Annotated in this window: 10 protein-coding genes; 9 read left to right on the top strand and 1 reads right to left on the bottom strand. The window is 55.0% G+C overall.

Annotation, left to right across the window (positions count from 1 at the left end; all coding sequences use genetic code 11):
* Window positions 1–319: 319 nt before the first annotated feature.
* The 9 genes from ilvD (at window position 320) to R3C20_09115 (ending at window position 19690) form a co-directional block, all read left to right on the top strand.
* Window positions 320–2002, top strand: coding sequence for a dihydroxy-acid dehydratase (ilvD, locus tag R3C20_09075; protein MEZ6040647.1), 1683 nt, complete (start codon window positions 320–322; stop codon window positions 2000–2002).
* 622 nt (window positions 2003–2624) lie between these two features.
* Window positions 2625–3743: a ThuA domain-containing protein gene (locus R3C20_09080; GenBank protein MEZ6040648.1), complete on the top strand. Its 1119-nt coding sequence runs from the start codon at window positions 2625–2627 to the stop codon at window positions 3741–3743.
* Window positions 3744–3791: 48 nt separating this feature from the next.
* Window positions 3792–5024, top strand: a complete 1233-nt coding sequence (locus tag R3C20_09085; GenBank protein MEZ6040649.1) for a DUF1015 family protein — start codon at window positions 3792–3794, stop codon at window positions 5022–5024.
* A gap of 600 nt (window positions 5025–5624) precedes the next feature.
* Entirely contained in the window at window positions 5625–8312 is a 2688-nt protein-coding gene (gene aceE, locus R3C20_09090) for a pyruvate dehydrogenase (acetyl-transferring), homodimeric type (GenBank protein MEZ6040650.1), read from the top strand.
* Window positions 8313–8472: 160 nt separating this feature from the next.
* Complete coding sequence (locus R3C20_09095) at window positions 8473–10107, top strand: 2-oxo acid dehydrogenase subunit E2 (protein MEZ6040651.1); 1635 nt, start codon at window positions 8473–8475, stop codon at window positions 10105–10107.
* Window positions 10108–10328: 221 nt separating this feature from the next.
* The gene (lpdA, locus tag R3C20_09100; protein MEZ6040652.1) at window positions 10329–11750 is read left to right on the top strand and encodes a dihydrolipoyl dehydrogenase; all 1422 of its coding nucleotides are present in this window, start codon (window positions 10329–10331) and stop codon (window positions 11748–11750) included.
* Window positions 11751–11974: 224 nt separating this feature from the next.
* Window positions 11975–12781, top strand: a complete 807-nt coding sequence (locus R3C20_09105) for an SDR family oxidoreductase (protein ID MEZ6040653.1) — start codon at window positions 11975–11977, stop codon at window positions 12779–12781.
* Window positions 12782–13067: 286 nt separating this feature from the next.
* Window positions 13068–17396, top strand: coding sequence for a family 16 glycoside hydrolase (locus R3C20_09110; protein ID MEZ6040654.1), 4329 nt, complete (start codon window positions 13068–13070; stop codon window positions 17394–17396).
* 92 nt (window positions 17397–17488) lie between these two features.
* On the top strand, window positions 17489–19690 hold the full coding sequence (locus tag R3C20_09115) for a LamG-like jellyroll fold domain-containing protein (GenBank protein ID MEZ6040655.1): 2202 nt from the start codon (window positions 17489–17491) through the stop codon (window positions 19688–19690).
* A gap of 18 nt (window positions 19691–19708) precedes the next feature.
* Here the strand turns inward: R3C20_09115 and R3C20_09120 are convergent, their stop codons facing one another.
* Window positions 19709–20353, bottom strand: coding sequence for a hypothetical protein (locus R3C20_09120; GenBank protein ID MEZ6040656.1), 645 nt, complete (start codon window positions 20351–20353; stop codon window positions 19709–19711).
* Window positions 20354–20524: the final 171 nt, after the last annotated feature.

Below are 20524 nucleotides of genomic sequence, written 5' to 3' on the forward strand. Positions count from 1 at the left end.
CCGAAGCGACAAAATCAACGACTCTGCGACGGTGCATTCCGGGTGCCGGCGCCTTTATCAATGCGACTCTGGTATCTTTGCGGGCTCCGCATTCTGGCAATCAGTGCTGTTTCTGTCGAGAATTACAGAACTTATGGTTAAACTTCCCGGCCCGCAGTTCTGCCGGATCTCATGGCATTCAATACGGGCTACGTCGTAACTTCAAGTAGACGCAGGCAGAATGAGGTGCACGCCGTCCTGAGAAACCGGGCCGTTCGCATGGATCTCCTGCTTTCCAGTCATCTTCCCAAAATCTAACCAGACCACCGACTGAAGACTCATGACGCAGTTAAACAAATTCAGCAGCCGAATTACTCAACCCGCATCTCAGGGCGCATCGCAGGCCATGCTCTACGGTACAGGCATGACTCGCGAAGATATGGACAAAGCTCAGGTGGGCATCGCCAGCGTCTGGTACGAAGGCAATACATGCAATATGCACCTGATGGACCTGGCGGCGAAAGTTCGAGAAGGAGTCCAGGCGGCCGGAATGGTTGGGATGCGATTTAACACCATCGGTGTTAGTGATGGCATTTCCATGGGGACCGACGGGATGTCGTTCTCACTTCAGTCCCGCGATTTGATCGCAGACTCGATTGAGACTGTTATGGGAGCACAGTGGTATGACGCCAATATCTCGCTTCCCGGCTGCGACAAGAACATGCCTGGTTGTATCATTGCGATGGGGCGGCTGAATCGACCATCGATTATGGTTTACGGCGGAACTATCCGGGCTGGCTGTGGTCTGAAGGGCGAAAAACTGGATATTGTTTCTGCGTTTCAGTCCTACGGTGAATTCATCGGACACAAAATCTCTGAAGAAGAACGCCAGCAGATTGTGCGTAAAAGCTGTCCCGGGGCAGGAGCCTGCGGAGGAATGTACACGGCCAACACGATGGCTTCGGCAATTGAGGCCATGGGAATGAGTCTCCCCTACAGTTCTTCCATTCCTGCTGAAGACCCGGCAAAGCTGGATGAATGCTTCAGGGCTGGTGCTGCGATCCGCGTCCTTCTGGAAAAAGACATCAAGCCACGCGACATTATGACTCGCAAAGCCTTCGAAAATGCCATGGTCATTACGATGGCACTGGGTGGCTCAACGAATGCCGTGCTGCACTTGATTGCGATGGCTAAGTCTGTCGACGTGCCGCTCACAATCGACGACTTCCAGAAAGTCAGCGACCGTATCCCCTACATCGCCGACCTCAAACCAAGCGGCAAGTACGTAATGGAAGATGTTCAAACCGTCGGAGGCACTCCTGCTGTCCTGAAGTATCTGCTGGAGAAGGGCTTGATTCATGGTGACTGTATGACCGTCACCGGCAAAACCCTCGCTGAAAACCTCGCCGACCTGCCTGGTTTGTCAGAAGGCCAGGACATCATTCATCCTGTTGAAAAACCAATTAAGGCCACGGGGCACATTCGGATCATGCGGGGAAACATGTGTCCGGAAGGTGCTGTCGCAAAAATCACCGGGAAAGAAGGGCTGGTCTTTACAGGAACGGCTCGTTGCTTTGATTCGGAAGAATTGATGCTGAAGGGGCTCGAAGATGGCGAAATTGCGAAGGGCGACGTTGTCATTATTCGATACGAAGGCCCGAAAGGCGGCCCCGGAATGCCGGAAATGCTGACCCCGACATCTGCCATCATGGGCGCCGGGCTGGGTTCCGACGTCGCGCTTCTGACGGACGGACGATTCAGCGGAGGCTCACACGGATTCATCGTCGGTCACGTTACGCCGGAAGCTCAGGTCGGCGGGCCGATCGCTCTGGTTCAGAATGGTGACAAAATCACAATCGACGCGGAACGCAATGAAATCAACGTCGACGTGACAGATGATGAAATGGCGAAGCGAAAGAGCAACTGGACCGCGCCGGCAGCCAAAGCCACACGGGGGACTCTGGCCAAATACATTCGACTCGTCAAATCCGCCTCAGAAGGTTGCGTCACCGACGAAGAGTAGACGAACGAAGCCTCCATCATCGGGCAGCCGATCACCTGCGGCAAATTGACCATGGAAATGAGAGTGACCTATCCGGCGGAACTGAACGGTTCATTCCGCCGGATACGATCATTACTATAAATCCCGACTCCGGTGCACCGAACGGCTATGCTTCCGCTGGATTCTGTTGTCGGACGCATGGGGCTTTCGGGGGAGCCTTCAGGGAACCCTTCGAAGCACAGAGCCTCAATTCAGACTCCCACTCCAACGCGTTCAGTGCAGATTCAGCCGCGTCGACACGCTGACATCTACCCTTCGCGAAATGCAAAAATGCAAGCCGGTTTGTATCGGCAGCATCGTACGGCCGCTGTCCAGGGAACTGCTTCGGGCGTCTTATCGGAGGCGACCAACGTCGGTTCCGTACGAATCTGTCGATTGGCTGGCAGCCTCATTTCTCTTTTCCGTTGAACGGCTATCATACACGGCTGCCGGAATGTGGATCTCCATCTGGAGGTGGAATCAGCGGCCCGGCATTCAGGTGGCATTGATCGCATGAACCTGGTTTTCGTCCGATTCAGCGTGACCAGTTTTCCGCGGTAATCGATTGTCCGTTAGCAAACTCCAGATCGAGAGACAATTCGTCATGAAGACACATTCTGATGGAACAAACAATGTTCTGAAGCGAACAGGACGCATGCTGTTGGCTTTCAGCGTATTCGCTGTCTCCGCAGGGTTCGTAAACACAGCTCGTTCAGAAGACACTCTTTCGCTGATTGCTCCGGACGGTCGCAGTAACGGCAAGCACATTGTTCTGGTCGCTGGAGACGAGGAATATCGATCGGAAGAGTCGATGCCCATGCTGGGTAAGATTCTCAGCCAGCGTTTTGGTTTTCGTTGCACTGTCGTGTTTTCACTGGGCCCGGATGGAGCAGATTACATCGACGCCAACAATCAAAAAGGTTTGCGTGGACTTGCGGCCTTACAATCGGCCGACCTGATGATCATTGCAACACGCTTTCGTCAGCCAGACGAACAGCAGGCGAAGTACATTGCGGACTTCCTGAATGCCGGTAAACCGGTCATTGGCCTTCGAACGGCCACGCATGCATTTCGAGGCAGTCAGAAATTCGGCTCCACCCTGAGTTTCGACGAATTCGGCCTGAAGATCCTTGGCGAGCAATGGGTCAGCCATCATGGTCGTCACAAGGTGGAAGGAGCTCGTGGAGTTATCGAGCCGAAGCACAAAGATCATCCGATTCTGAACGGGGTGACTGACGTGTTTGCCCCCAGCGATGTTTATGGTGTCGTCCATCTGAAACAGGATGATCAGATTCTGATGCGGGGTGCAGTGACAAAATCATTGGATCCAAAGTCCGAGATTCTGAAGGACGACAAACGGAACGCCCCCATGCAGCCTTTTGCGTGGTTGCACAAATACACATCTCCCGAAGGGACAAAGCAGGGCACTTCATTCTGCACGACCGGCGGCGCGTCGGTTGACTTACTGAACGAAGACCTGCGACGGATGGTGATTAATGCCGCACTGTATCTGACGGGATTTGAGGTGCCTGAAATGGCAGACGTCAGTTTTGTTGACGACTTTCACCCTTCATTTTTTGGTTTCATCAATGATCCGTCTTACTGGAAAACACTCGGCTTAAAGCCGGAAAACTACGCACTGGGACGGTCCCCGCGAAATCCGGATCCGCCGGGTACCCCAAACTGGCCGCATCGACCTGCTCCGCCGAAGCCACTTCAATAGTGGAAAATGTCGTTTCACCCGTACTCGTTTTGAAGGCACTCTAGTTCCATGCCCCGCATCAAGGCATTTCAGGCACTCCGCCCACGCGCTGATAAAGCTGCCCAGGTGGCGTCGGTCCCGTACGACGTCGTAAATCGTGATGAAGCCGCGGCTTTGGCTGACGGCAACGCCGATAGTTTTCTACACGTTGTACGGCCGGATATTGACTTTCCCCCTGAAACCGACCCGTACAGTGACCAGATTTACCAGAAAGCCGCAGAGAATCTGCAGCGATTGATTCAGGACGATGTGCTGCAGCGAGACAACGATGACTGCATCTACGCATACCGACAGATCATGGATGGCCGTGCGCAGGTGGGAATCGTCTGCTGTTGCCATGTCGATGATTATGAAAAGAATCTGATTCTGAAGCACGAAAAGACGCGGAAGGCGAAAGAAGATGATCGGACCCGCCACGTCACGTCTTTGAACGCCAACGCCGGGCCCGTTTTCTTAACCTACCGCGACGTGGAAGAAGTCAACTCAGCGATCGGTGAAGTGGTCCGTTCGGAGCAGCCAGTTTATGACTTTACGGCAGTGGATGGCATTCGGCACACCGTTTGGCGAATCACGGATACAGACAACTACATCAGCCTATTAACAAGCGTACCCGTCTTTTATGTGGCGGATGGACACCACCGTGCGGCGAGCGCCTGGCGAGCGGGAGCGGCACGGCGCGAAGCCAATCCGCATCATACCGGCGATGAAGAATACAACTGGTTTCTGACCGTCCTGTTTCCCGCCAGCGAACTCAAAATTCTCGCATACAACCGAGTTCTGAAGGACCTGAATGGTCTAACCGTGGCTCAGGTCAGAGAACAACTTACATCGATCGGCAAGTTCGAAGCTGTCACCGATCCGGTGCCACAGAATGCCGGGTCCTTCTGTTTCTATTTCGATGGAGGCTGGTGGCGACTGACGGTTCCGGCAGACACGATCGACCAGTCAGACGCCATTCAGTCACTGGACGTTGCGCTCCTCGAGAGCCGGGTGCTGCAACCGATTTTTGGCATTGAAGATGTCCGGACAGATTCCCGAATTGACTTCGTCGGCGGCATTCGTGGCACCGATGAGCTTACAAAGCTCGTTGATAGTGGAAAATGGGCCATCGCCGTTTCCATGTACCCGACTTCGATTGCTCAGTTGATGGCAGTTTCGGATGCGGGCCAGATTATGCCGCCAAAAAGTACCTGGTTCGAGCCCAAACTTCGCAGCGGGCTCCTCGTTCATACGCTGGACTGAACACTGAATGGTTCAAGCTCGCGCAGGGCGGATTACGACAAACGGTCCGTCCTGCCGGGTTCAGTGGAAGCCCGCCTCGAGGACTGAGGTCGGCCGCGCTTCAGAAAGCCAGTGTTTCCAGCCTGGCTTCACTGAACCGAATTCAAGGTGTTTCTTCTGAACGAACCTGTTCTGTGCAAAAAATGTCCAATTCGGCCCGATTCTGGCTGCAAAGTCCTGAATTTGGTCGATTCGGGGCCGCCGATTGAATGTTGAGGCCGCTTACTTCTACAATTCCCCACCGGAGAAACTTTGGGATCAGTGTTTGATGTCTGATCGCCTTGAACAGGCTTCAGAACGGCAAGGGAAGCTGATTCGGTTGGGAAAGCTGCGGTCAGTTTGCGGAATTGCACGGGAATGCCGGTTCTGAGGTAGAGAACGGCGTCCCAGAATCTCGAATAAGCACAACATCGGCGACGTCAAATTGCGCTGCCGGTTCGCGCAGATTCGGGGCGGTAGTCGACAAGCGGTTGAGTTGGTGAGAGTAACAATCCTGTGGCGGAAACTGCTTCACGCAGCAAAGCCACCAGCATTTGGGGACGAAGTATGGTGGATCAGGCTATTCTTGATACCGTGTCGGGCATTCATCCGGACGAATTACAGGAATGGTACGAGTCTCTTGAAGACGTACTTCACCGCTATGGTGAAGAGCGTCTGCGTGAGTTACTGATCCATTTACAGGAACGCGCTTACGCACGCGGCGTGAAGATGCCGTTCAGCGCGAACACTCCTTACATCAACACGATTCACCATACGGATCAGGTGAAGTTTCCGGGCAACCGGGAACTGGAACGCCGGATCAAGAGCATCATTCGCTGGAATGCAATGGCCATGGTTGTCCGTGCGTACCAGTCGGGCAGCGGAGTAGGAGGTCATATTTCGACGTTCGCTTCGTCGGCGACGCTTTACGAAATCGGCCAGAATCACTTTTTCCATGCCCGAACGCCCGACCACACCGGCGACATGGTTTACTTTCAGGGGCACGCTGCTCCCGGAATGTACGCACGGGCCTTTGTAGAAGGACGCCTGGAAGCAGATCATCTGGCAAGTTTCCGCCGTGAGCTTCCGGCTGGCAGCGGCCTGAGCAGCTATCCCCATCCCTGGTTGATGCCATCGTTCTGGCAATTCCCAACGGTATCGATGGGGCTTGGCCCGATCTGTTCCATCTATCACGCTCGATTCCTGCGTTACCTGGAACATCGCGGCCTGCTCGACACCTCAAAGTCCCGAGTCTGGGCTTACCTGGGCGACGGCGAGTGTGACGAACCCGAATCTCTTGGCGCGCTGACACTGGCGTCGCGAGAAAACCTGGACAACCTGACCTGGGTGATCAACTGCAACCTGCAGCGTCTGGATGGCCCGGTCCGGGGTAATGGGAAAATCATTCAGGAACTGGAAGCGGCCTTCCGGGGGGCAGGCTGGAATGTCATCAAAGTCATCTGGGGATCCGACTGGGATCCCATTCTCGATGATGACACCGAAGGCAAGCTTGTCAAACGCATGGGAGAAGTTGTCGACGGCCAGTATCAGAAGTACACGGTTTCTAAGGGTGATTACATCCGCAAGCACTTCTTCGGCGCCGATCCGGAAGTCGCAAAGCTGGTCCAGCATCTGTCCGACGAATATCTCGAGAAGATTCGTCGCGGTGGACACGATCCGGAAAAGGTTTACGCAGCCTATCACGCTGCTGTGAATCACAAGGGCGCGCCGACAGTTGTCCTGGTCAAGACGGTAAAGGGATATGGTCTGGGCGATGCTGGCGAAGGTCAGAATGTCGCCCACAATACGAAGAATGTCGCGACGGATGCTTTGCGAGCCTTCCGCGATCGCTTTTCAATTCCCGTCAGTGACGAGGATCTCGGCAAGTTGCCATTCTATCGTCCGCCGGAAGACAGCCCCGAAATGAAATACCTGCGGCAGAAACGAGCTGCGTTAGGTGGACACATCCCGGCTCGGCAACCTACGGAAGAACGCCTTGAGATTCCAACACTGGACGACAAGGCGTTCCAGGGCAAGGGTTTGATTCCCGGGAGCGGAGAAGATAAAGGATCGACAACCGGATCGCTCGGCAACATCATCCGCGGCCTCATTCGTCACAAGGGCATCGGTCCCCGAATCGTCCCCATTATTCCTGATGAGGCACGCACGTTCGGGATGGAAAGCCTGTTCAGCCTGTGCGGTATCTATTCCAGCAAAGGTCAGCTTTACGAACCAACCGATGCCGGCAATCTTATGTACTATAAGGAAGCACGCAACGGCCAGCTTCTTGAAGAAGGCATCAATGAAGCCGGTGCGATGGGATCTTTCATCGCCGCCGGGACCGCCTATTCGAATCTCGGGCTGAACATGGTGCCGTTCTATGTCTACTACTCGATGTTCGGTTTCCAGCGTGTCGGCGACTTGATCTGGTGTGCAGCAGATTCTCGAACCAAGGGCTTCCTCTGTGGTGGCACCTCTGGTCGAACAACGCTGAACGGCGAAGGATTACAGCACGAAGACGGCCATAGCCAGCTGATGGCAACAACCGTTCCGAATCTGCGATCCTACGATCCCGCCTGGGGCTATGAACTGGCCGTCATCGTCCAGGACGGACTCCGCAGGATGTATGGCGAAGGCGAAGAAATCTTCTATTACCTGAGCGTCTACAACGAAGATTACCAGCAACCTCCGATGCCATCGCTGCCAACGGTGCAGGATGGAATCCTGAAGGGGATGTACCTGTACCACAGTTCGGAATCGGGAGTTGGGCAGGCACACCGACCGCAGTTGTTTGGCAGTGGGCCGATTCTTCGTGAAGCTTTGCGAGCTCAGCAGATCCTGGCAGATCGTTTCCAGATTGGCGTCGATGTCTGGAGTGTCACCAGCTACAGCGAACTGCGTCGTGAAGCGATGGAATGCCAGCACTGGAACGAACTGCATCCGGGTGAAGCACCTCGCCGAAGCTATCTGGAACGGGTACTGGACGGAGCAACCGGACCATTTATCTCGACCAGCGATAACGTTCGCCTGGTGGCCGATCAGATTCGTGAATGGGTTCCGGGCGAATACCTGGTTCTTGGCACGGATGGGTTCGGACGCAGTGAATCCCGAGAAGAATTACGTCGACATTTCGAGATCGACGCGGAGTGCGTTGTGTATACCACACTTCGCGGGCTGGCCCGGATGGGTGCCTTCGATGCGTCGAGACTGCCGGAAGTTCTTCAGCAACTGGGCATCGACACCGAAAAAATCGATCCACTCAATGCATAACTTCGTCAGATCCGATGTCTGATGGGGCACCGGATTGCGGACTGGATAACACGACCGGCTGACAATGAAGTCAACACTTGCAGCATACACTGTTATCCATGCAAACATTTACTCAACCTCGGGCTCTGCCTGACTAACGTTAACTGAATTGCAACAGCCAATGGCCATTGAATTCAAATTGCCGGAAGTGTCTGAAGGTGTCGACTCTGTGGACATCGCAGAAGTCAAGGTTTCTGTCGGCGACACCATCACGGCAGGCACAGTGATCTGCGAAGTCGAAACAGATAAAGCCGTCGCGGACATCGAATGCCCTCACGCGGGCCGAGTCACCAAAGTGCTGATGAAGCCAGGTGATTCGGTAAGTATCGGGGCCGTCCTGATAGAGATCGAAGCATCCGAAGAGGCGGAGACACATTCGTCTCCGGAACCATCTACACCTTCAGAGACTCCGCCGCCGACCGAAGAAACGCAGGCGGCAACTGAACCCGCCGCTGTGTCGCAGGCTGGTCCGGTGGAATTCGTTCTGCCGGGAGTCGGCGAAGGCATTGACAAGGTCGATATCGCAGCCGTGATGGTCAAGGCTGGCGATGTAATCGGTGAAGACGCAGTCATTTGTGAGGTTGAAACCGACAAGGCCGTTGCTGAAATCAACTACCCAGGCGCGGGCACGGTTACAGCGGTCCACATCGCCGCCGGTCAGACGGTTTCCGTGGGAACTCCTTTGATCACGGTACAGCCCGACGGTAGTTCAACGAAATCTTCGACGACTGCAGCACCACCGTCGACTGCCTCTGCATCTTCGTCTGCTGCCACGCCGGTTTCGAAACCCGCCGCTGCCCCTGAAAAATCGAATACCGCTGCGACGTCCGGCAGCACGGGCGGAAATCGGCCTCCAGCTCCTGCTGGTCCAGCCACTCGACGATTAGCACGAAAACTTGGCGTCGACCTGTATCAGGTGAACGGCTCTGCCGCGGGTGGCCGAATCACCATCGAAGACGTAGAAGCGTTCGTTCGGGACCGATTAAGTCGCCCCGTTCCATCGGCTGCAGGAACACCGGGTGTTGGCGTTGTCGCTGCGGCTCCCCTTCCGGACTTTTCAAAATTCGGACCGGTGGAGAAGTTGCCGCTGAACAAGATTTTCCGGACAGCAGCGGCGAATCTTCACGCAGCATGGGTGACGATACCACACGTCACTCAACACGATCTCGCGGACATTACGGAACTGGAAACAGCGCGAAAACGCTATGTCAAAGCGAATCCAACGTCCCCCAAAATCACGATGACTGCCATCATGATCAAAGCGGTCGTCGGAGCGTTAAAAGCGTTTCCACATGTGAACAGCAGTGTTGATCTGGAATCCGGCGAACTGATCATCAAGAACTACTATCACATAGGAGTGGCAGTTGACACGCCGAACGGACTGGTCGTCCCGGTCATCCGAAACTGCGATCAGAAAAACGTACTGCAGGTGGCGGCTGAGCTGACAGAGATTGCGGGCAAGGCCCGTGATCGAAAACTGAAAGCCGAAGACATGCAGGGAGGAACGTTTACGATTACAAACCTGGGTGGCATTGGAGGTACACACTTCACACCTATCGTGAATTACCCGGAAGTCGCAATTCTTGGCATGTCACGCGGTCAGAAACAATTATTCCTCGAAGATGGACAGGTCACGGAACGCCTGATGCTGCCATTGTCATTGTCTTACGACCATCGTGCGATCAATGGGGCAGATGCCGCCCGATTTATTGTCAAACTCTCCAGTAGCCTCAGTAACTTCTTTGAACTGTTCTGATTTCGTAAAACTGAAGCGAAGACCCACACTCTATGCAGCCGTATCGAGGGGTTGATCAGCAGATCAGCCCCCGAAGCAGCGGCCGTGGGTCTCCTGAGCACACGTCGGAGACTTTCGAATGGCGATGTGGGGTATGGTTTCCCAATGCTCCAGCTCGAACACTGAAGGTCGCATATCACCTGTCTTCACTGCCTTCATCACTCTGCAGAAATTCTGAATCCATGGCAGATCAACACGCTCAACTTGTTGTCCTTGGCGGAGGCCCTGGTGGCTACCCTGCGGCATTTGCCGCTGCCGATCACGGAATGAAGGTAGTCCTGATTGACGAAGGCAGTAAACCAGGAGGCGTATGCCTGAATAGAGGCTGCATTCCGTCAAAGGCTCTGCTGCATGTCGCGAAGCTGATCAACGAAACTCGCGAAGCCGCGGAATGTGGACTCACGTTTTCCGAACCAACGCTGGATCTGGATAAACTGCGTGCGTTCAAGGACAAAGTCATTGGCAGTCTGGCTGGCGGAGTAGAAGGGCTCTGCAAAGCCCGCGGAGTCGAACTTATCAAAGCCCGCGGGACTTTCGTCGATTCCAATACACTTGAAATCAAGCTCAACGACGGGACCTCGAAAACTCTTTCGTTTGATCACTGCATCGTCGCAACCGGTTCGACACCAGCGATGCCGCCCATTTTCAATATCGGCGACGACCGGGTTATGGATTCCACCGGTGCCCTGGAACTCAAAGACATTCCAAAACGATTGCTTGTAATTGGTGGCGGTTACATTGGCCTGGAAATGGGGTCTGTTTACGCGGCCATCGGTTCTGACGTAACTGTCGTAGAAATGACATCGGGATTGCTCCCAGGTGCCGATCGTGATCTTGTTACGCCATTGCAAAAGCGGCTCACGGAACACTTCAAAGCCATTCATCTGAATACCAAAGTGGCCAAAGTCGAAGCAACACCGGAGGGAATCGTTGCTTCGCTCGAAGGCGAAGGTGTCGAACCTCAGCAGACATTCGACCGAGTTCTGGTAGCCGTAGGCCGCCGTCCGAATGGTCGCGGGATCGGGCTGGAAAACACCGGAGCACAACTGGATGATCGTGGATTCATCGTCATCGATCGCAATCAGCGAACCGCTGATCCTAAATTGATGGCAATTGGCGATGTTGCCGGAGAACCAATGCTGGCTCACAAGGCCACCCGCGAAGCAAAGATTGCTGTCGAAACTCTTGCAGGTGAACCTGTCGAGTTCGACAACATTGCAATTCCAGCCGTCGTATTCACGGACCCGGAACTTGCATGGTGCGGAATCACGGAAACAGAAGCCAAAGCAAAAGGCATCGAGCACACGGTTCATCGTTTCCCATGGGCTGCCTCCGGCCGTGCGCAGACTCTGGCTCGCACGGAAGGCATCACAAAGATGATCATCGAACCAAAGAAGCAGCGCATTCTGGGTGTCGGGATCGTCGGACCGGGTGCGGGAGAGATGATTGCGGAAGCAGTCATTGCAGTGGAAATGGGAGCTACCGCACGCGATCTCGCCGATTCAATTCATGCTCATCCAACGCTTTCGGAAACGCTGATGGAAACCGCGGAAAGCGTCTTCGGTCAGCCAACACATCAATATCGACCGCCCCGAAAATCGTAAGCAGCGACATGGGTGTCACGAGCCCCTGAATTCAACACCTGGCCACAACTCCTGTGTGCAGGCCGTTCTGAAACATCAGCCGTCGGGAGATCCACCGTCGTCTGTATCGATCGCGTAAATTATCTTCATCTGAATCAACCCGTCTGGCACCGAGATTCGTATGCCGGCAGAAGGTAGTGAGTTCGCTTTCGAAGAACATTTCAATCGATTCAGGATGGTAACCCATGAGACCGCAGAGTTCCGTTTGTTATCGGAATGACAATCGCGTTGTGCTGGTGAGCGGCGGCGCGGCCGGGATTGGTCGAGCGGTTTGCGAGGCTTTCATCGGCTCAGGTGCGCTCGTTGTATGCATGGACTGCGACACGGAGAGCGCGGCGAATCTGCCGGATGGAATTCTGTTTGTGGCAGGAGACACATCCAGTGACGAGGATTGCCGGAATGCCGTCGAGTTCACCGTCGAATCGTTTGGTGGTCTGGACATTCTTGTCAACAACGCGGCAATTCAGCCGAAGCAATCCTATGCGCCGCTGCATGAGCTTTCGCCTGAACTCTGGCAGAGAATGGTAGATATCAATCTATCGGGATACACCTGGCTGGCACGCCATGCCATCGCTCAGATGCTGAAGCAATACAGCGGTGTAGTCGTAAACATCGCAAGCGGTCAGGGACACCGAACGGCTCGGCAGGTTCCTGCATACGGCCCCCTCAAGGCCGCCAACCTAATGCAGACGCGTCAATGGGGAGTCGAATACGCTCGCCATGGAATTCGAGTTGTCAGTGTCTCCCCCGGTTGCATTGATACGCCGATGGTGCGGGCGACCCTCGAAGAGCAGGGCGGTCAACAGGACGTTGCGAATCGCCACCCATTGGGTCGCATCGGGCAGCCGGGCGAAGTGGCCGCCGCAGTTCTCTGGCTTTCCAGCAGCGACGCCTCGTTTGTCACGGCGACCGATCTGGAAGTTGATGGTGGCCTGGGTGCATTCGCATCGTTCGCCGACCCCTACCCACCGTCGACAATGCCGAACGTCTGACGCCAGACCATTGACGTCACTTCTGAAGCGGCGATCAGTGGCTCTCACGTTCCCGCAATGCCTGGCAGCTGCGCTGTGTGGCATTCCAAAGTCGACATCCAAGGGGACCATGCGCGTCCATTCGCGGCAATGCTGTGGAATATTGTCTTTGCTGTTTGCGACTGGACACTTCACAGGTGGACCGTTGGCTGCCACACTGCGGATCCTGCGAAGTCACTAATCCCACCTGCACCATACCGTGTTGAATCCCTGAAAAGGCACGGCATCGAATTGATGAGGCCCTGGCATGATCAACCTTAAATGGAATTTCCTCTGCCGCCAGGTTCGGCTTGCTGCGGCCGCCAGACAAATGGTCCCCGTATTCATAGCCATCACGGCAGTTCTGGGTTCTCTGCATGCTGGTGAAACGGTCCGTCTCTTTGATGGACATTCACTGAAAGGATGGGAAGGGGACCCAGCTCACTGGCGCATTCAGGACGGAGTCATTCTGGGAGAGATCCCTCCGGGCGAAACGCTTCGAAAGAATACCTGGCTGGTCTGGAAGGGGGGAGAGCTGGCAGATTTTGATCTTCGGCTACAGGTCAAACTCACCGGGCTTCCCGGGGCGAATTCAGGAATTCAGTTCCGATGCCAGGTGGACAATTACGATCACGTCTCTGGTTATCAGGCAGACCTGGACATGGGAACAACATGGCTGGGACGGATTTACGACGAGCATGGCCGCGCGCTTCTGGTGGAACGTGGAAGTCGAGTGCACATCGAAGCAGATGGAAAGCGTCGTACCTGGATCTTTGCCCCGGCACAACAGTACACCGTTCTGTTTCGGGAGAACGACTGGAACGATTATCGCATCGTCGCCGTTGGCGAACGTGTCTCCGTTTACGTGAACGGGACACTGTTCAGTGAGCTCCTCGACCAGCAAACGAATGAACGCGATATCACAGGATCACTTGCATTTCAGTTGCACAGCGGCCCCGAAACACGGGTTTCATTTCGAAACATCCAGCTGGAACACCTGAACGCGAATGACGGGCGACTCCCGCCTTTTAAGGTCGCCGATCAGGTGGAAGCAGATGATTCCGACGTCGGGGTTGTGCCCTCTGGAAACGATGGCAAACCGCTGAACCTGGGCTTCGAAGACGGCACGCTGAATCACTGGACTGCAACAGGGGATGCGTTTCAGAATCAACCCGTGAACGAGGATGGCATCGCTTCCCGATGGGCAGGCCAGGTCAGTAACAAGCAGGGCGAATTCTTCCTGGGTGGTTTTGAAATCATTGGTGATCGTGGACGTGGTACCTTAACTTCATCCCCGTTCAAAGTGACGCATGCTTACGGTAGCTTCCTGGTTGGCGGAGGTGAAAACACATCGACACGCGTTGATCTTGTCCACATCGAGAATGATGGAAAAGAAGAGGTGGTGTTTTCTGCTGCTGGCCAGAACCGTGAACAAATGCGTCGAGTTGCAGTTGACCTTCGCCGCCTGAAAGGAGAGCAGATTGCTGTTCGGGTTGTCGACGAAAACCCCGGCGCCTGGGGACACATCAACTTTGATGATTTCCGATTTCATGACGAACCGCCGGTCATCGCTGAGCCGACGTCCGCGTGGCGGACCATTCGCAATCCATTGCTGCATCACCTGGTCCCCAACAAGCCACAGACGGACTCGCATGAACCTGGCAGTGAAACGGCATCGCAGATGTTTGTCCCGGATGGATTTGCCGTGGATGTGGTCGCCGCGGAACCAGATCTCCACCAGCCCATGGCCTTTACCTTTGACGGTCGAGGGCGACTTTGGGTCGTGGAAGGACATTCTTATCCTCAGAAGCGGCCACCGGGAGAAGGGCTCGACCGCATCGTCATCTTTGCCGACAACGACCACGATGGCCATTTTGAAGAACGTAAAGTCTTCATCGAAGGACTGAACTTGGTGAGCGGCATGGAGGTTGGCTTTGGAGGTGTCTGGATCGGAGCGGCGCCGCATCTGATATTCATTCCGGATCGAAATGGTGATGACATCCCGGACACAGAGGGGGCCACAACCAGCGACCTGCCAACCGATATTCCACTCGGAGCCTCGGTTCTGCTGGATGGATTCGGATACGGCGATACACATGAGACAATCAACAGCTTTGTCTGGGGCCCGGATGGCTGGCTGTACGGAAATCAGGGCGTTTTCAATTCTTCGCGTATCGGTAAACCAGGCACACCCGACGCCGAACGTCTTTCGATGAGTGCTGGTGTCTGGCGCTACCATCCGACGCGGCATGAATTCGAGGTCTTCGCACACGGAGGAAGTAATCAATGGGGACTGGACTTTGATCAGCACGGTCAATTCTTCATGACGCACTGCCGCAGCTTTTGGGGGCGCGGTCTGACCACACATGTCATGCAGGGCGGCCATTATTGGAATCAGGTGAATTCAGGCTACGCTTCATTCATCAGCCGAACAGCTCTGCCCGCCAAGCCGCATATGGTGAATTATCTGCTCGCTTCCGCTCGATACGGGCATGGCGAAGGCGGCGCTGGCAAACCAGGTTCAAGGGCTGTCTATGGTGGGCATTCACACGTGGGCACCATGATCTACCTGGGCGACAACTGGCCGAGCGAATATCGGAATCACCTGTTCACGCACAACCTGCATGGACATCAAATGAACCACCAGATCAACCAGCGAGAAGCCGGTGGATACAATACGGTACACGCGGGCTACGATACGCTGTTCTGTGCGGATCCGCAGTACATCGGTGTTGATCTGAAATACGGCCCCGATGGTGCGGTGTACATCAGCGACTGGTACGACCCACGGCACTGCCACAACCCTGACGCCGAACAATGGGATCGAGGCAACGGCCGTATTTACCGAATGAAATACGTTTCTACCTTCCGACCAGCAGCGGTGGATTTCATCCACGCCAGTGACATGGAACTGGTGGCAGCATTGCAACATCCCAATGACTGGCATGCAAGGATGGCTCGACTGGTCCTTCAGGAGCGAGCTTCCAACCGAGAAGTTGATGCCGGGGCTGTTGAGCGAATTAAACTCATGGCGTTGAGAGAAGCAGAGCCTGCCATTGAGCTACGCGCACTCTGGGCTTTGCATGCAACGGGCCGACTTGATGGCGAAACGGCAACCGGTCTCCTGAACGATGACAGTGAATACATCCGCGCGTGGGTCAGCCAGTTGCTGACTGAAAAGGCTGATCCGCAACTGTCTCCTTTCGCCGCTCTGATCGAGAATGCTCGCAACGAATCGTCTCTGCTGGTGCGGCGCTATCTTGCATCGGCAATGCAACGTGTCCCACCAGATGTGGCATGGCAAATAGCCGAAGGCTTATGCAGCCACGCAGAATCAAGTTCGGATCGGGACCTGCCTCGCCTGATTTGGTATGGACTGGCACCTCTGGTTCTGAACGACATCGACAGAGCGATGGCTCTGGCGGACAAGACGGCCCTGCCTACGATTACGGATCAGATTTTGTGGTACACAGCGGCGCATTCCGCCGAGGCCCGAAACAGAATCGTGAAGCAACTGTCGACCGCCAACGAAGGTCACCGATCCGAATGGCTATCATTGCTGGCACTGGCTGTACGGGACCAGCGTGGCCTCGAGACGCCGGTTGGATGGCAACCAGTTGCCGACACTCTTTACGCCTCGCCGGATTCACAGACCGCCGGTGACGCCGAAGCCATCGGAGCTGCCGTGGGTGACGCAAGAGCGTTCGATCGAATTCGCGAACGCATCACCAGCGGTCAGCTGGACAACAGGGAACTACGTCAGGCCATACAGGTACTGAGCAGCGATAAATCGCCCGCGAATCTGGAGATCTATCTGAAATTGCTGGATCAGCCTGAACTTTCAGTCGTCGTGATCCCCCAACTGGCAGGCTTCAACGATATCACGATTGCAGATGCATTGCTGGACCGACTTCCTGACGTCAACGGGAGGCAGGCCGTCAATATCACGTCTGCCATGATGGAAACCCTGTGCAGCCGTCCGGCCTGGGCAAGCAGAATACTCGACCGAATTGCTCAGGGAAAACTCGAAAAGTCCCAGCTCACCGCGTTCTATGCTCGACAAATGGCCGCGCTTGGCGACGCTGAACTGAACACACGACTGGAACAAGAATGGGGACGTCTCGGGCAGTCCTCGAAGGAGCTGAAATCGCAGATTCTGTCCCTTTCCGATGCTTACAGGAAGGCACCATTGTGGGCGTACAACGAGCGAAATGGCGAAGCCCACTTCAGGAAACTCTGCTCTCAATGCCATCTGCCGAATGCTCAAACCGAAGCCCTTGCACCTCGACTGGCAGGTTCCGGCTCAAAAGGAATCGACTATCTTGTGGAGAACGTTATCGACCCCAATGCTGTCATCGGCCGTGACTTCCAGGCGCGGATTATTGTGACAACAGAAGGACGAGTCATCACGGGGTTAATTCAAAACGAAAACGAATCAACGCTTACCGTTCGCACACTGAACGAAAGCGTCACCATTGCAAAAGCAGAGATCGAAGAAATAAAGATTTCGGAGAGCTCCTTCATGCCCACCGACTTGCTCAAACCATTGAATGACCGGGAACGCATCGAACTGTTCAAGTATCTGATGAGCCTTTAGCGACGGACGTTATGTCCGATGGCGCCTGTTGAGCGTCACGTTTCTGTTGAATTCACGTTTTCACGCAACGCCCATGCGATGGAGTTTCAACGATGACTTATTTGCAGACGATCCGGCAGCAGCTGGTGACGATTTCTCTGGCCTGCGGAATGATCATGGTGTTACCGCAGTCCTCGCCGTTATCGGCTGCTGAACTCAGTGTGGGTGCAGCAAAAGTCGACGTGACGCCCGTCAACTTCCCGGTATTTGTCAATGGTGGAATGACGAGTCGCTCCGTCGACAAAGCTGTGACTCCACTGCACGCTCGAGCTGTTGTTGTGGATGATGGTGAGCAACGAGTCGCGATAGTGGTTGTTGACAGCTGCATGATCGGCCGTGATGTGCTCGACGATGCCAAGCACCTGGCAGCAACGCGGACAAAAATCCAACCCGACCATATGCTGATTTCGGCGACTCATACCCACACAGCACCATCATCGATGGCCTGTCTCGGAACAGAAGTTCAGGAAGATTATGTTCCGTATCTGCGGGAGAAAATTGCAGAAGCCATCGCCCAGGCAGAATCCCGGCTTGAGCGTGCCGAAGCCGGATGGGGACTCATCGATGCAGCTGATTACACCGCGCTTCGCCGCTGGATCATTCGCCCGGATCGCATGGCAGTCGATCCATTCGGGAATACGACACTGCGGGCTAACATGCACGCCGGCAGAGTCTGGGATAACGTTACGGGCGAATCAGGGCCCGAGGATCCGGACCTGTCGATGATTGCGTTTCGTGCTCGCGATGGTCGCCCGATTGCAATGCTGGCAAATTTTTCAATGCACTATTTTTCCGGTGTCGAAGCCCTAAATGCCGACTACTTTGGCATGTTCTGTGAAGGGCTTCAAAAGCAGATTGCACCGGAACAGGACCAGCAGCACCCCGAATTCGTTGCCATCATGTCTCATGGATGTAGTGGTGACATCTGGAGACGCGATTACACGCTGCCAAACCAGGACAAATGGGTGAGCCCAACCATCCAGGAATACACGAACGGGCTCATTGACCTGGCGTTTCAAGCGTGGCAGTCGATCCGGTATTCCTCTGAAGGGCCGGTTCGAATGGAGGAACGGCGACTGCCGATGAAGTACCGGGTTCCGGATAAGCAACGGCTGGAATGGGCTCAGCGAATTGTGGCGGAACTTGGTGACAATCCCCCAAAAACGACGGAACAGGTTTACGCGCGCGAACAGATTATCCTTCACGAAAGACAATCCACGGAAATCGTGCTGCAGGCTCTTCGCATTGGCAACATGGCAATCGCTTCGACACCCAATGAAACGTATGCCCTGACCGGCTTGAAAATCAAACTGCAATCGCCCCTGCAACACACAATGGTGATTGAGCTCGCGAATGGCGGCGACGGCTACATACCACCACCCGAGCAGCACCTTCTGGGAGGTTACAATACCTGGGCTGCCCGGTCGGCGGGTCTGGAAGTCACCGCAGAACCCCGCATCGCCGCAGCTGCGATTGAATTGCTGGAGTCCGTCTGTTCTGCTCCCCGCAGGAAGTATGCCCCGGGCGAAGGCCCTGCGGCTCAGCAAATTCGCGATCTGAAGCCAATCGCCTGGTACCGGCTCGATGAATTCTCCGGGCCGCATGCCAGCGACGAAACGGGCAATGGACATCATGGTGTAATCGAACCAGCCGTGGCTTACTTTCTGGAAGGGCCGCAATCCGCAGAGTTCTGCGAGAAATCACAGACGAATCGATGTCTTCATCTGGCTGGCAATCGACTCCGAGCCGTTCTTGCAACTCCAGCTGCGGGCCACTCAGTCTCGCTTTGGATCTGGAACGGGATGCCGGCCGATGCTCGCGAGACCAGCGGGTGGTTTCTTTCCAATGATCGCGACTTTGGCCTGAGTCGAAACGGACTGCATCTTGGCGCCGGGGGGACGGCCACGGAACCTGGTTGCCTGATTTTGCAACATGGGCCGTCCACCGGGGAATCAAAAGTGGGGAAGAATCCACTGCAGCGATGGAAGTTTCACCACGTCGTCTATGTGCGAGAGGGTCGCCAGATAAAGGTTTATCTCGATGGCAACGGCACACCGGAAATCACTGCAACCATCGACAGTAATGGACCAGAGACGGAACAGTGGTTCTTCGGAGGTCGCAGTGATAACGAATCAAATTGGGAAGGTCGGCTGGATGAAGTGGCAGTGTTCAACAGGGCACTTTCTGCTGACGAAGCCGTATCTCTGTTTGTGAAAGGTCGTCAGGACACAGCGACGGTATCCAGCCGCCGCTGACGTGAAAACACGGCAGAATTACGCACCGGCTGCCATGCCCGAACCTACTTTGAACGCCGTGTAGACGGCGAGTGCAAAGAACAACAAGTCCATGGCGTTGAAGCTGTCTTTGAACCCAGCATCCGTGATTTGCCCTCGCATCATATCCGTGAGCATGGCAATGGCAGCCCTGCGTTCTTCCAGTTGTGATTCTTGTTCATCCGGTGGAATCTCGTTCCAACGTTTCTCCGCTTCGGCCCAGATGTCTGCCGGGTAGTCGGCCTCCGATCCTGCTTCGTCAACGGTCATGCCAGGAGCCCAGTTCACTGGCTTTCCTGCAGTCTCCCATTCTTCAACCACTTCATCCGCGATGCCAACGCACATGTCTTCTGATGTCACCGTAATCGTGTCCGCATTGGATAATTCATGGTTGACCAACAGGTGAACTGCGGCATATTTCCCGGCGAGCAACGCAAGAATGGCTCCAAGGACGGCAATCGTACCGGGCACAAACCCATCGGATTCCCCGGCTGCAAAACGGACCGATATCCCAACGAGCAGTCCAATGCCCCAGGCGATCCATCCGATTTCGTGATTCGTTGCATACGTGATTCCGGCCCAGATCGCCGCTCGCACCGCACCGCCGATCAAAGCCGCAATACTGCACTTAATAATGTTGCCCACGTCAGGTTGTCCCTTCCCGATTCACGGGAATCAAATGCGCGAAATACGTCAAAGTGCCGCATTGAAACACTGAAAACAGGGGAACACAAGCGAACACCCAATGGGCGGTGTGTATATTTGCGCAGGGATTTTCTATCCCCGAATGTCGAAGGATCGAAACGTGGTCCGCCC

This window comes from Planctomycetaceae bacterium, assembly GCA_041398825.1.
Classification (GTDB): domain Bacteria; phylum Planctomycetota; class Planctomycetia; order Planctomycetales; family Planctomycetaceae; genus F1-80-MAGs062.

Coding starts and splice junctions, on each gene's coding strand:
- ilvD (MEZ6040647.1), top strand. CDS start 320: ATGACGCAGTTAAACAAATTCAGCAGCCGAATTACTCAACCCGCATCT.
- R3C20_09080 (MEZ6040648.1), top strand. CDS start 2,625: ATGAAGACACATTCTGATGGAACAAACAATGTTCTGAAGCGAACAGGA.
- R3C20_09085 (MEZ6040649.1), top strand. CDS start 3,792: ATGCCCCGCATCAAGGCATTTCAGGCACTCCGCCCACGCGCTGATAAA.
- R3C20_09095 (MEZ6040651.1), top strand. CDS start 8,473: ATGGCCATTGAATTCAAATTGCCGGAAGTGTCTGAAGGTGTCGACTCT.
- lpdA (MEZ6040652.1), top strand. CDS start 10,329: ATGGCAGATCAACACGCTCAACTTGTTGTCCTTGGCGGAGGCCCTGGT.
- R3C20_09105 (MEZ6040653.1), top strand. CDS start 11,975: ATGAGACCGCAGAGTTCCGTTTGTTATCGGAATGACAATCGCGTTGTG.
- R3C20_09110 (MEZ6040654.1), top strand. CDS start 13,068: ATGATCAACCTTAAATGGAATTTCCTCTGCCGCCAGGTTCGGCTTGCT.
- R3C20_09115 (MEZ6040655.1), top strand. CDS start 17,489: ATGACTTATTTGCAGACGATCCGGCAGCAGCTGGTGACGATTTCTCTG.